Genomic DNA, 12,632 nt, shown 5'->3' with positions numbered 1-12,632 from the left:
GCAAGCGCTCAACCTGTGACTGTAACAATTAATGATATCAGCAATACCACCAGATAATAATATCAGCCAATAAGTGATACGACTCTTATGTTTATCAAACTATTCTATACCTTGCGTACTTACGGCGTGCCAGTCAGTACGCGCGAGCTGCTCGATCTCAATGCCGCGTTAGATAAAGGGCTGATGATGCAGACGCATCCTGAAGATCCAGCACTGACTACTTTTGCCAGCCGCGAAGATATGTATCGGCTGATTCGACTGTGCATGGTCAAAGATGAGCGCCATTTTGATAAGTTCGATCGGGCCATGGCAGATTATTTTGAAGGTGTCGATAGTCTCGATATGGATGAGCTGTTGGCCAAGCTAACAGATGTGCCCAAAGAGTGGCTGGATCTGAAGCTCGATCCCAAAAATCTGACCGAAGAGCAAAGACGCCTACTGAAAAAGTACGGCTCGCTTGAAGAGCTGATGAAGGCGTTAGAGGAACGGTTAAAAGAGCAAAAAGAGCGTCATCAAGGTGGTAGTAAATGGGTAGGCACAGGCGGCACTTCACCATTTGGTGCTTATGGTGACCATCCAGAAGGCGTGCGTGTTGGCGGTGAGTCGCGCAAACGTAGCGCAGCAAAAGTCTGGGAGCAGCGTAAATATCGCAATCTCGATGATGATAATCAGCTCGGTACTCGCCAAATTCAGATGGCGCTACGCAATCTGCGCCAGTTTGCGCGGACAGGCAGTGCTGACGAGCTAGATATTCATGAGACGATTAAGCGTACGGCAAAAAAGGGGGTGCTCGATATACATATGCAGGCAGAGCGCCGTAACCGTGTCAAAGTGTTGATGTTGTTTGATGTGGGCGGCAGTATGGATATCCATGTCGAAGCGCTCGAAAAACTGTTTTCTGCGGCAAAAAATGAATTTAAAACCTTAGAGTTCTTTTATTTTCATAACTGTTTGTATGACTATGTGTGGAAGGACAATAATCGTCGTCATAGTGCGCCGATGCCAACGTTTGAGCTACTCAATAAATATGGCCGTGAGTATCGTGTCATCTTCGTCGGTGATGCATCGATGTCACCTTATGAACTGATGACAGTAGGCGGCAGCGTAGAGTATATGAATAATGAAGCGGGCATCGTATGGTTGAAACGCGTACTGGAGCATTTTGATAAAGTAACTTGGCTCAATCCTGAAAACCCATCGTATTGGCAATATACGCAAACCATCGTTGAAATTAAAAAACTGTTTGAAAATAAGATGTATCCGATGACGTTACATGGTGTTGAAGAAATGACTCAATATATGGCACGGTAATTTTGATATTAAGCCTGATTGATGAATAAATAAAGTCTGTTAACACAGCTTAAATCCCTATAACAACAGCCGTTATGACAACATAGCGGCTGTTTTTTCATCGATGAAAATGAACTCAATATTGATTGTATATTGGTATGTCTAATAAAGTGTGTTAACATTCATTTAAAATGAATGTTATAAATCTTTCGAGTTGGTTTGCTAAAAATTTTGATGACCATTTTAAAAAGGTCTGCTCATTATTGCTAGTTTAGACGGATTATTTTTAACATCTCAATTTATCAATGAAGTTAATGACTAAGAGAAACAACATGGCCTCACCAAAAACGTTAGAAATCGTCACCGCAACTGTTCCTGTACTCGAAGAGCATGGCGTTGCGATTACCACTGTGTTTTATAGAAATATGTTTAACGAGCATCCTAAGCTGTTAGATATTTTTAATGAGACCAATCAAAAATTGGGAAGACAGCAGACGGCGCTAGCGACGACAGTATTAGCCGCTGCCAAGCACTTGAACAAACTGGCTATGTTATTACCGCAAGTGACTCAGATTAGCCATAAGCATAGAGCGTTACAGATATTGCCTGAGCATTATCCTATCGTCGGCAAGCATTTAATTGGGGCGATAAAAGAAGTATTGGGTGAGGCGGCTACCGATGACATTATTGACGCTTGGACAGAAGCTTATGATGAAATTGCCTCCGTGTTTATCCAAATTGAACATGGCATGTATGAAGAAGCAATGTGGCAGGGGTTTGCACCGTTTAAGGTCACTAAAAAAGAAGCAGTCGCTACAGATATCGCAGCCTTTACCGTGGTACCAGTCGATAAGAGTGAGAACAAAACAGGCAATGATTCAGCAAACACTCAAGAGGTTGATTTAAGCAAGTTAACCTTAACTGCTGGTCAATATATCACAGTAAAAACAGACCCAAAAGACAGCGACCATATAGCCTTGCGCCATTATTCTTTGTACTCTGCTAGTACCGATACGGGCATTCAGTTTGCGGTTCGACGTGACAACCGTAATGCGCATCATGGGCTGGTTTCTAACTATATGCATGATCAACTAGAAGTCGGTGATACGGTTTTATTATCAGCGCCAGCTGGTGACTTTGCGCTCAATCAAGATTTGGTACATCAGAATGAGATTCCATTGGTGTTGATGAGTGCAGGAGTCGGGGTTACGCCTGTACTGTCTATGCTAGAAGCGCAAGTATTAGCCAATCCTAAACGACCTATTATTTGGGTTTATGCATGTCAAAATGTCGCTCATCATGCTTTTTCTGATCAGGTAGAGGCATTGCTTGCTAAGGCTGAGAACGTAGAAAAGCATATATTCTACTTTGAGTCTGGGCAGATATTAGATGAAACATGGCTTGCTACCTTGCCTAAGCCTGCCGATGTCTATGTGTGCGGCTCGATGCTATTTATGGAGAGCATGATTGATGGGTTAGTAGCATTAGATCATGGTGTCGATAGCGTCCACTACGAACCGTTTGGCCCTAAGATGAGCTTGGGTGGTTAAGTTTTTAACATATAGTCGGTGAACTAATAAACCGCTACGGCGTTACCCTCCTTAGATGTACTAATTGTACAATCTACAGTCGGCTGCCTTGTACCCATTTTAGAGTTCTTTGACTATAATATTCAAAATAAATGTTTATAAAAAAGCACTTAGCATGGAATAATCACGCTAAGTGCTTTTTTATACAACATACTATGAGAAGAAAGAGATTAACCTAAAGATATAAAGACGTATTAATCTTTATTTTCAACCAATCCAATCATGACGCCCATCTCTTTTTTATCCTGCTTATCGATACTAGGCGCATACAATGCTGAGGCAATACCACCGTCTAGAAACAGCGCGTTTGAACAACCCAGCTCATCCTTAAATAGCTCTGCAAACTGATAAAAAGTCACAGGCTCATCGCTATTAACGAGCTGTATACTGCCATCACGGCAAACGCCTGCACCATTACGCAGTTTGATTGAGCTGCTATCAGGATTGAACTGTGGGTGTATCTCGTCATTGATGACCAACATAGGACCCGATTGCGTCGCATACCAAGGCTGCACATCACCATTGTTTAGCTGCTCATTTAACGCATTACTTTCGGTGATTTGCACGTTGCCAGCTTTGTCCCACCACATAACCCCATTAGGTAATAGATGAAAATTACCGCCACCTTCTCTTACATTTAGCGATTTGAGTTCTTTGCCTTCGATGACGGTATATCCAATCGGCGCATAGTTTTCATTATACATGCCTGCATTCATCGCAAAGTTGAGACTCTCATGGTTCGGTAATGTGGCCAATAACGTATCAAAGGTTAGCAGAGGCTTATTGTTATCAGAGGATTGCCAAAACAGTTGTAATGAATAACGCTCGCTCGCTAACGCGGTAGCATCCACTCGGCAAACGCTATAAGTAAAAGGTGTGTCTTCAGTCTGACATGACCAGCTATCGGTATCGCTGCTAGCCGCATTGGTATTTGTCTGCTGGCAGGCACTAAGGCCTAGCGCAAGCACTATCGTTGGTAGGGATAAGGTAAAAATAGAACTTGGCATCAATCACGCGTCTTTTAATGTACAAATTATTTAAGTTTGGTTGCTATCTACTGCTTAATTACACTTTCATTACTATTTTTTAAGTACAACGATTTAGGCGCTGAATCAGTCGCTAGCAGGCGGGAAGTCGCGGATTGTGTTATTCACATTACCAATTAATCGCCCACCATCGGTGAGGTTGGTCAAATGCTCAGAATTATATCCAGCGCTTTGTTCTGTTGGCGCGCCAGTTTCCTTGCCCTTATCACGCGAGTCTTTGTTATAAGCAATGAGTGCGTCATTATTGGCTAAGAAGCTATCAGGGTTTGCCATGACCCACATCTGATTAAATACGTCGGCACGAGCACTATGATCGAGTAATGCGCCTTTATCAGCAAAATAGAAAAACTTGGATAACAGCTTAATCTGCCCATCGTCTAAGCGGCGTGCGATATGATACGGCTGTAATTGGCTAGGATGCTGTAAACCGACCGCGCCTACGATACTGGCAAGCGATTTTAGCGTGTTTTTGTGGAAACTTGCAACACGCTCAGCCTTACTAGGGACGTCGAGCGCCTTTTGACGGTAAGGATCTTGGGTTGCCACACCCGTCGGGCAAGTGTTGGTATGACAAGAGCGCGACTGAATGCAGCCGACGGCAAACATGAAGCCACGTGCTGAGTTGCACCAGTCGGCACCTAGCGCAATCATGCGCGCGATATCAAAGCCTGAGACTATCTTGCCACTGACGCCAAGCTTAATTTTGTCACGAATACCTGCACCGACTAAAGTATTATGAACCAATAAAAACCCTTCGACCATTGGCATGCCGACATTGTCCATAAACTCGACGGGCGCTGCACCTGTGCCGCCTTCTGCACCATCGATAACGATAAAATCAGGATAGTTATCCGTCTCTATCATCGCTTTGACAATCGCCATAAACTGCCATGGCTGACCAATACATAGCTTAAAGCCAACTGGCTTGCCGCCTGATAAATCACGTAGCTGCTGCCAAAAGGCGACCAACTCGCGCGGGGTGCTAAATGCGGTATGCGAAGAGGGTGAGATACAGTCTTGACCCGTAGGTACTTGACGTGTGTCTGCAATCTCTTGCGTGATTTTGCTAGAGGGTAGGACACCACCTTTACCAGGCTTAGCACCTTGTGAAAGCTTGATTTCAATCATTTTAACTTGCGGATCAACGGCCTTTTCAGCGAAAGACTGTGGATCAAAGTTACCATCATTATCACGGCAACCAAAATAACCCGTACCCAACTCCCAAATCAGATCCCCACCGAACTTACGATGATAAGGACTGATTGCGCCTTCGCCCGTATCGTGAGTAAAGCCGCCGAGTTTTGCGCCCTGATTGAGTGCCATGATAGCGTTTGCTGATAGGCTACCAAAGCTCATCGCGGAGATATTGAATACCGACATATCGTGCGGCTGCTGACAACGCTCACCGCCGACCATGATACGAAAATCTTTGTTCTCTAGTGGTGCACTGATGGTGGATTGCAAAAACCACTCTTTGCCATGAGTATATAGATTATCCAACGTACCAAAGGCATTGGTGTCACTGACGTTCTTAGCACGCTGATAGACTAGTGCGCGCTGCTGGCGTGAAAACGGCACTTGTTCTTTATCGTCCTCAAGCAAGTACTGGCGAATCTCAGGGCGAAAGTCTTCCAACACATAGCGAATATGTCCAGCGACAGGGTAGTTGCTCAATATGGCATGCTTAGACTGAATCAAATCATATATACCAAGTGCCACCGCCAAACCACCAATCACAATCAGCCACCAACTTACCAATAATAAACCCGCTAATAGAATTAAAATCGCCGCGCCGAACGTGCTATAGCGAAGTAATAATCCGATAAAATACGGCGAGCTGGTTTTGGGTTCAGGGTTTAGGTTGGTACGAGATTCAGGCATAGCGAGGCTCAATAGTAATGATTGATATAAATAAGATGCTTACATTTGTCGCGTACATCATACACGCATGACGTCATTACGTCGGTATCAATGGGTAACAGCTTGCCAAAATCACTTTCATTAGGAGCGGCATTAGTTCGGTTGCATAAATAAGTAATGACAGTATATGCAATAAAGTGATTAAAAATAGCCCATATGTTACTTTAAACAGCAAAACCATCGAGCAGGGTAGCCATAATATTTTACGCCAATATCTCGATGAAGACATGCTGACAACTATTGATCCGTTTGATGCAGTGCAATTGGCATATGTGATTGAGGTTTGTATCAACCATAAAAACCAAGCGGCGGCTGGGCGCTATCTGTACGCCAACTCCAGAACTCAGCTGAAAAGCAATAACGACAGCGACCGACTGCGTAAGTATCTGCTAAAGTTTGGGCTGAGGTTTGATGGGTTAAAACGATAATATTAAAAAGGATAAGACATGAACAATGCAGGATTTGCAGCAGGAACGCTAGTCCATACGGATAGAGGTCTAGTGCCGATTCAGTATATTAAAGCGGGCGACCTCATGTTATCAAAGCCTGTACTCTCCAAGCCTGAAGATGGTAGCGGTGACATAGAGTATAAGCCTGTGGTCATGACCTTTGTGCATGAAGACAAAGAGATGTGGATCGTGCGTTTAGAGAAAAATATTGAGAAGTTTGATAAAGATCGCGAGATGATTGATTATCAAACATACAAGTCAGCTAGTCGCTTCAGTGATTTTCTAGCGACGCCCAATCACCCTGTTTGGGTAGTCGGAGCCATGGAAAATCCACAGGCGGACATTGAGTTCTATGATCAGCCTCACTTTAAACGTGTGGACGAACTACAACAGTATGAGATTGCTGTGAATGCCGATGGCGTAATGTATACCGTTGAGCGTGTGCAACCTACCTATCAAATCGCTCATGAAGATTTGGAGAGTAATCCAAACTATTCTTGGTATCAAAAGCATTATCACGAAGACTATTATGATGATTATGTACAAGATGCCGAAGCGCACATGCTCGACTATAGTAAGGCAGAATATAAAGGTATAGGCTATGTTAATGATATTAGCTATTATCAGCGACATGGTTACTTTGATATTGGTATCCTAGATAAAGAAGGTAATCCACGAATACTAAATCATCTAACGAATGATCAAGGCGCGCCTATCCCTTATAACACAACCGTCTATAACTTTGAGGTGGCAGACAATCATACCTATTTTATTGATCAAGCAGGACTATGGGCACATGATGCCAGTTCAAATAACTAATTGCATCAATAATAAAAACAGTAAAAGGAAAATTGATGAACAATACAGGGTTTGTCGCAGGCACGCTTATCCATACGGATAAAGGTTTAGTACCGATTCAAGATATTAAAGTAGGTGACTTAATTTTATCAAAGCCTGTACTCTCCAAGCCTGAAGATGGTAGCGGTGACATAGAATATAAGCCTGTCATAAGTACGTTTACATCCCCGAAAAAGGAAAGAATCTTTAAAGTTGAATACTTTAACGAAACGGTAGCCAAGCAAGGTGAGAAGGGTAGAAACTATATCTTATGTACCAGCAACCACCCATTTTGGGTAACTCGCCAGCCTGAAGATACGGAAGGTGAATGGCTGTCGGCGGAGCGTTTACCAGCTGGATATCTAACGTCTGCTCATGGTGATACGATTGCACTTGATGATTACTCGTTTATCCCTGTACGCACCTTACCGAACTTCCCTGAAGGTACAGCTTATACTCAAAGTATTGAGGAACATGACTTATGGAAGACAAACGGTCTGGTTCAGTTTGTGAAATTTACGGATGATGGCTACCAGTTTGTCAGTTTAGCCAATACAGAAGAAGCGTTCAAAGAAGAAATCAAAACTGTCAATCTGCAAACTTCTGATGCCAAGTTGCTCATCAATGAAAAGGCACCCTTTATTATAGACCCTGATCTTTATAAAACATTGAATGTAAGATTACGTCAAGACATAGCGCCTAAGACACATAGTGCAGAAAGGTTTGTAAGAGAGATGCACTCACCTCTAATCTTTGAGGGAAAAATAATCAAAGAAAATAGAATTGGTGATGAAGGTTTATTCAAAAAAGCTTTAGCCAGTATCAAAAAGTATGGCGATTCAATGGGATTAACAGAAGAAAGTATCCATGAGCAGATGCGACGCTATAACGATGTCTGCCCCAATCCTTATGAAGACTATGTCTATAACATAGAAGTGGCGGACCATCATACGTATTTTGTTGGACACGATGCCGTTTGGGTATTAGACGCTAAAGAGCCAGCCAATTAACCAGCTCTTTAGTTTATATCAATAGAAAAATTATGACTGGCTAGAAGGCTTATATCTTCACCATATTACTGTTTTAAACCCCACCACCAATCCGCTCCGCCAACGCCTGCAATTTTGGCACTATCATCGCCGCATAGTCATCCACTTCCCAGTTAGCACTTGGTACACTGGCATTGAGCGAATACGCGTATTGTCCAATGGCGACATCATATACACCAACCGCGACTGCCAATATGTCGGTAGAAAATTCCCCATCAGACACGGTATAGCCATACTTTTCATAATGCTCTGCCGCGCTGGCTAGGGCGGTTTGCGCATGGTCGAATTCCTCAACAGATAAATTCTCTTGGAGATTATTAATGATGACCGCCTGTCTCGCTTGCGTACTTACCGTATAAAAAGCACGTCCAATAGCAGTGCGTGCGACAGGTACAGCGGAGCCAACCTGTAAATTGACCGATAGGCGAGCAGGACTACGGCAGCAGGCGTGATAGCGCATTTCTCCTTCGACTTCAGTTGCCAAATTCACCGATACTTCATTCTCACTAGCAAATTGTCGCAGTAAAGGCTCAGCCGCTGCAACCATATCGTGGCGACTCCATGCGGTCGCACTGAGACGTACAGCACTACTGCCCAATTGATATTGTCCGTGCTCAGTGACACGTAAAAACCCAAGCGTAGTTAAGGTATGGATAAGACGGGTAATGGTTGCTTTTGGGAGATCTGTCATCTGACATAGCTGTTGATGGGTGAGCCGCTCATGGTGCTCGAAAGCTGCCAGTATAATCAGTCCCCGTCCCAATGCCGTCACAAACTGTCGGTCATTCTCTTCCTTGTTTTGACTCATCGTTGCATGCATGCGTTCGAGTAGCGGAGTAGCTGTTGATAAGGGTTTCGTCATTTTATACTCATCTTTTTTTGATAAAGGTTTACAGCGCAGCGAAAGTTTGGTTAAATGGTTTTAAATTATGAAACTAAGTTTCGCACAGCGGAATAACGAAGTCAATGACTTGTTAGACCAACTGTTGTATCAATCACTATTCGTCAGTCAGGACGACTGATACCAAGGAGATCCACATGGCAACATCTACTAGCCCACGTTTTGATTGGGAAGATCCTTTTTTACTACGTGATCAGCTCACTGAAGAAGAGCGTATGGTCACCGACAGCGCGCGTCAGTTTTTTCAAAAAGAGTTGATGCCTGGCATTATCGAGGCCAATCGCAATGAGAATTTCGATCGTAATATCATGCGTCAAATGGGTGAAATGGGTCTGCTTGGTGTCACGATTGAAGGCTATGGCTGTGCTGGTCTATCAAGTGTCGCCTATGGTCTGATTGCCAAGGAAGTGGAAGCTGTTGATTCGGGCTACCGTTCAGCGATGAGCGTACAGTCAAGCTTGGTTATGCATCCTATTTGGGCGTATGGCACAGAAGAGCAAAGAGAGCGTTATTTACCAAAGCTTGCCACAGGTGAGTATGTAGGCTGCTTCGGTCTGACTGAGCCAGATTCAGGATCTGATCCTTCATCGATGTCGACTCGTGCACGCGCTGTGGATGGCGGTTATGAGTTGACTGGCAATAAAATGTGGATCACCAACAGTCCTATCGCAGACGTATTTGTCGTGTGGGCAAAAGATGATGCTGGCGAGATTCGCGGTTTTGTTTTAGACAAAGGCATGAAAGGATTATCTGCGCCGAAAATCGAAGGTAAGTTCTCATTACGTGCATCAGTCACGGGTGAGATTGTCATGGACAAAGTATTCGTTCCTGAAGCCAATGCTTTCCCAGATATCCGTGGCCTAAAAGGACCATTTGGCTGCTTGAATAAAGCCCGTTATGGTATCGCTTGGGGTTCGATGGGAGCGGCTGAATTCTGCTGGAAAGCGGCTCGTCAGTACACGCTCGATCGTAAGCAGTTTGGTCGTCCGCTTGCCGCAACGCAGCTGGTACAGTTGAAGCTTGCCAATATGCAGACAGAAATTACCTTAGGTCTACAAGCAGCGCTACGTGTCGGTCGTTTGATGGACGAAGACAATGCAGCACCTGAAATGATCTCACTTATCAAGCGTAATAACTGCGGCAAGGCGCTTGATATCGCTCGCATCGCTCGTGATATGCATGGCGGTAACGGTATCTCTGACGAATTCCATGTCATCCGTCACGTGATGAACTTGGAAGCCGTCAACACTTACGAGGGTACACATGATATTCATGCGCTTATCCTAGGCCGTGCCCAGACAGGCATTCAAGCGTTCTTCTAAGCGTTTTTAGCTAATAGTTTTTGGTACAACTGTATTTTATAACGTACGTTGCTGCTTAGCTTTTTATTAAAAGAGCATTAACGGTAGCGTACGTTTTTCAATTGTTCTTCATGATTTAACTACTTTGTAATTACATCCTGAAGAACAATTTTATGATTAAAAGTCAAAAAATACGCGACAGAGTAAGGGAATCTCATGACTGATATAGCTAATATGCCAGAGGGCGCATTGCATGGTATTAAGGTGCTTGATTTATCGAGAGTGCTGGCAGGGCCTTCTTGTACACAAGTACTTGCTGATCTTGGTGCCGAAGTCATCAAGGTTGAGCGTCCGCATATCGGTGATGAAACGCGTCATTGGGCACCGCCGACATTCAGCGATGATACCTCCGCTTATTACGCTACGATTAACCGCAATAAAAAATCACTGACGGTAGATATCACTACGGCTAAAGGACAAGACATCATTAAGCAGCTAATTGCTGAGAGTGATATTTTGGTCGAAAACTTTAAAGTCGGTGGTCTGAAAAAATACGGCTTGGATTATGACAGCTTAAAACAAGACAATCCGCGTCTGATTTATGCGTCATTGACAGGGTTTGGGCAGTCAGGTCCCGATGCCAAACGCCCTGGTTACGATTATATTATCCAAGGTCTGTCAGGTCTGATGAGTATCACGGGTCCAAGCGATGGCGAACCGCATAAAGTTGGCGTGGCAGTCGTCGATTTGTTTGCAGGTTTGCAGCTAACGATTGGTATTCAAGCGGCACTGCTGGCACGTCAAAATACGGGTGTTGGTCAACATGTCGATGTAGCGTTGCTCGACAGTGCGCTCGCCATGCTGGCCAATGTCGGTATGAATCATTTGGCATCCGATAAGATACCGCCAAGACTGGGCAATCAGCATCCTAATATCGTGCCGTATCAAGTATTTGCGGGCGAGGGCGAGCAGCATTTTATTTTAGCCTGTGGTAACGACAGTCAATTTGCCAAACTGTGTGAGGTGCTTGCAGTTGATTGGCATACCGATGAGCGCTTCGCGACCAATCCACAACGCGTTGCCAACCGCGAACTGCTGTGCGGTGAGTTGACTAAACATTTTGCCAAGCAGCCACGTACCTATTGGCTAGAGGTTTTAGATCAAGCAGGGATTCCATGCGGTGCGATTCATAATGTGGCTGAAGCCTTGGCCATGCCGCAAGCGCAAGCACGTGAGATGATCGTTAATTTCACCGAGCAAGGCAGTCCAGTACGCGCACTTGGTAACCCTATCAAGTTATCCGCATCACCAGTCAGCTATCGTACGCCGCCACCGCAGTTAAGCGAGCATACTGATAGTACGCTTACTGATTTGGGTTATGACAGTGAGATGATCGCTAAGCTAAAAGCCGATGGAATTGTTTAGCAGAATTTTTTAGATTATATTTTTTAGACCTGCACCGATATTCAATCCTAACGCTATCTTTCAGCGTTAGGATTGAAGCCTAAATGCTGCTCGATTTGCTCCGCCAATTCAATCAATACCGCACTGACCTCAGCCCGTTTAGACTCATACTCTCCTTGTAAAAAACTTACTGCCATACCAGCGACCGCATTGCCTGATGCATTACGGATATAAGTGCCCAAGCAATACATCCCATCGCGCAACTGTCCATCATCGAGTGACAACCTACTTTTTTGAGTCGCTACAAGCTCAGCGGATAAATCCGTAAAATTCTTGACCCCATGCTGGGTCATAGGTGTCGGAAACTCATTTTTATATAACGATTTGATGTTGTCCATAGATAACGTGGATAGCATAGCCTTGCCAGTTGCAGAAAACACGGCGGGCACACGAACACCTGCACGAAAGGTAAAGCCAAGCGGAGCAGGCGACTCATGGCATGCCAAAAATACCACCTCTCCTAAATCCAGTTTGGATAAGGTAACCGTGTGCTGAAGGAGCACCGGATACTGCACAATCAAATCTTTAAACAACTGGGTGACGCCTTGCTGCTGCTCATATTTCCCAGCCCAATACATCAAATATGAACCCAAATGAAAGCGACTTTCAGGGTCTTTGTAAATGACATGTTTGGTCAATAGACTTTGCAATATGTTGTGAGTAGAGCTGCGAGGTAGCCCCAGTTCCTTAGCGATATGAGCTGCGGTCAGAGGCTGTGAACTATCAGTAATCAAGTCCAAAATCTGAAACGTTTTGTCTAGCGCAGGTACGGCAGTCGAGCTCATA

Annotated in this window: 11 protein-coding genes; 7 read left to right on the top strand and 4 right to left on the bottom strand. The window is 44.4% G+C overall.

The window, feature by feature from the left end; all coding sequences use genetic code 11:
* The first annotated feature begins 87 nt into the window (after positions 1 to 87).
* Both QL898_RS00430 and QL898_RS00425 read left to right on the top strand, forming a co-directional pair.
* Positions 88 to 1,311, top strand: coding sequence for a VWA domain-containing protein (locus tag QL898_RS00430; protein WP_102093651.1), 1,224 nt, complete (start codon positions 88 to 90; stop codon positions 1,309 to 1,311).
* A gap of 311 nt (positions 1,312 to 1,622) precedes the next feature.
* A complete protein-coding gene (locus QL898_RS00425) occupies positions 1,623 to 2,840 on the top strand; it encodes a globin domain-containing protein (protein WP_290175439.1) in 1,218 nt (405 codons plus the stop codon).
* A 233-nt stretch (positions 2,841 to 3,073) separates the two neighbouring features.
* Here QL898_RS00425 and QL898_RS00420 read toward each other — a convergent pair whose 3' ends face one another.
* Together QL898_RS00420 and QL898_RS00415 are read right to left on the bottom strand one after the other, a co-directional pair.
* Complete coding sequence (locus tag QL898_RS00420; protein ID WP_290175438.1) at positions 3,074 to 3,886, bottom strand: phosphodiester glycosidase family protein; 813 nt, start codon at positions 3,884 to 3,886, stop codon at positions 3,074 to 3,076.
* A gap of 105 nt (positions 3,887 to 3,991) precedes the next feature.
* Positions 3,992 to 5,806, bottom strand: coding sequence for an FMN-binding glutamate synthase family protein (locus QL898_RS00415; RefSeq protein WP_290175437.1), 1,815 nt, complete (start codon positions 5,804 to 5,806; stop codon positions 3,992 to 3,994).
* 176 nt (positions 5,807 to 5,982) lie between these two features.
* Between QL898_RS00415 and QL898_RS00410 the strand changes: the two genes are divergently transcribed.
* From QL898_RS00410 to QL898_RS00400, 3 genes are read left to right on the top strand one after another with little or no spacing between them, the layout of a single operon-like run.
* The gene (locus tag QL898_RS00410; RefSeq protein ID WP_290175436.1) at positions 5,983 to 6,273 is read left to right on the top strand and encodes a hypothetical protein; all 291 of its coding nucleotides are present in this window, start codon (positions 5,983 to 5,985) and stop codon (positions 6,271 to 6,273) included.
* An 18-nt stretch (positions 6,274 to 6,291) separates the two neighbouring features.
* Positions 6,292 to 7,113: a hypothetical protein gene (locus tag QL898_RS00405; protein WP_290175435.1), complete on the top strand. Its 822-nt coding sequence runs from the start codon at positions 6,292 to 6,294 to the stop codon at positions 7,111 to 7,113.
* Between the two features lie 35 nt (positions 7,114 to 7,148).
* On the top strand, positions 7,149 to 8,141 hold the full coding sequence (locus tag QL898_RS00400) for a hypothetical protein (protein WP_290175434.1): 993 nt from the start codon (positions 7,149 to 7,151) through the stop codon (positions 8,139 to 8,141).
* 73 nt (positions 8,142 to 8,214) lie between these two features.
* Here the strand turns inward: QL898_RS00400 and QL898_RS00395 are convergent, their stop codons facing one another.
* Positions 8,215 to 9,042 carry a helix-turn-helix domain-containing protein gene (locus QL898_RS00395; RefSeq protein WP_290175433.1) on the bottom strand — a complete coding sequence of 276 codons (828 nt, stop codon included), beginning with the start codon at positions 9,040 to 9,042 and terminating at the stop codon, positions 8,215 to 8,217.
* A gap of 176 nt (positions 9,043 to 9,218) precedes the next feature.
* On the opposite strand from QL898_RS00395, the gene QL898_RS00390 reads away from it, so the two are divergent.
* On the top strand, positions 9,219 to 10,403 hold the full coding sequence (locus QL898_RS00390) for an acyl-CoA dehydrogenase (protein WP_290175432.1): 1,185 nt from the start codon (positions 9,219 to 9,221) through the stop codon (positions 10,401 to 10,403).
* 213 nt (positions 10,404 to 10,616) lie between these two features.
* Positions 10,617 to 11,807 (top strand): CaiB/BaiF CoA-transferase family protein, encoded by a 1,191-nt coding sequence (locus tag QL898_RS00385; protein WP_057762530.1) that lies wholly within the window; start codon positions 10,617 to 10,619, stop codon positions 11,805 to 11,807.
* A 53-nt stretch (positions 11,808 to 11,860) separates the two neighbouring features.
* Here the strand turns inward: QL898_RS00385 and QL898_RS00380 are convergent, their stop codons facing one another.
* On the bottom strand, positions 11,861 to 12,631 hold the full coding sequence (locus tag QL898_RS00380) for an IclR family transcriptional regulator (protein ID WP_290175431.1): 771 nt from the start codon (positions 12,629 to 12,631) through the stop codon (positions 11,861 to 11,863).
* Position 12,632: the final 1 nt, after the last annotated feature.

The organism is Psychrobacter sp. APC 3279, from assembly GCF_030407795.1.
In the GTDB taxonomy this organism is placed as follows: Bacteria; Pseudomonadota; Gammaproteobacteria; order Pseudomonadales; family Moraxellaceae; genus Psychrobacter.
Note: the sequence above shows the minus strand (reverse complement) of the source record. Positions and strands in the feature narration are given on the sequence as shown.

Coding starts and splice junctions, on each gene's coding strand:
- QL898_RS00430 (WP_102093651.1), top strand. CDS start 88: ATGTTTATCAAACTATTCTATACCTTGCGTACTTACGGCGTGCCAGTC.
- QL898_RS00395 (WP_290175433.1), bottom strand. CDS start 9,042: ATGACGAAACCCTTATCAACAGCTACTCCGCTACTCGAACGCATGCAT.
- QL898_RS00390 (WP_290175432.1), top strand. CDS start 9,219: ATGGCAACATCTACTAGCCCACGTTTTGATTGGGAAGATCCTTTTTTA.
- QL898_RS00425 (WP_290175439.1), top strand. CDS start 1,623: ATGGCCTCACCAAAAACGTTAGAAATCGTCACCGCAACTGTTCCTGTA.
- QL898_RS00420 (WP_290175438.1), bottom strand. CDS start 3,886: ATGCCAAGTTCTATTTTTACCTTATCCCTACCAACGATAGTGCTTGCG.
- QL898_RS00385 (WP_057762530.1), top strand. CDS start 10,617: ATGCCAGAGGGCGCATTGCATGGTATTAAGGTGCTTGATTTATCGAGA.
- QL898_RS00415 (WP_290175437.1), bottom strand. CDS start 5,806: ATGCCTGAATCTCGTACCAACCTAAACCCTGAACCCAAAACCAGCTCG.
- QL898_RS00380 (WP_290175431.1), bottom strand. CDS start 12,631: ATGAGCTCGACTGCCGTACCTGCGCTAGACAAAACGTTTCAGATTTTG.
- QL898_RS00405 (WP_290175435.1), top strand. CDS start 6,292: ATGAACAATGCAGGATTTGCAGCAGGAACGCTAGTCCATACGGATAGA.
- QL898_RS00400 (WP_290175434.1), top strand. CDS start 7,149: ATGAACAATACAGGGTTTGTCGCAGGCACGCTTATCCATACGGATAAA.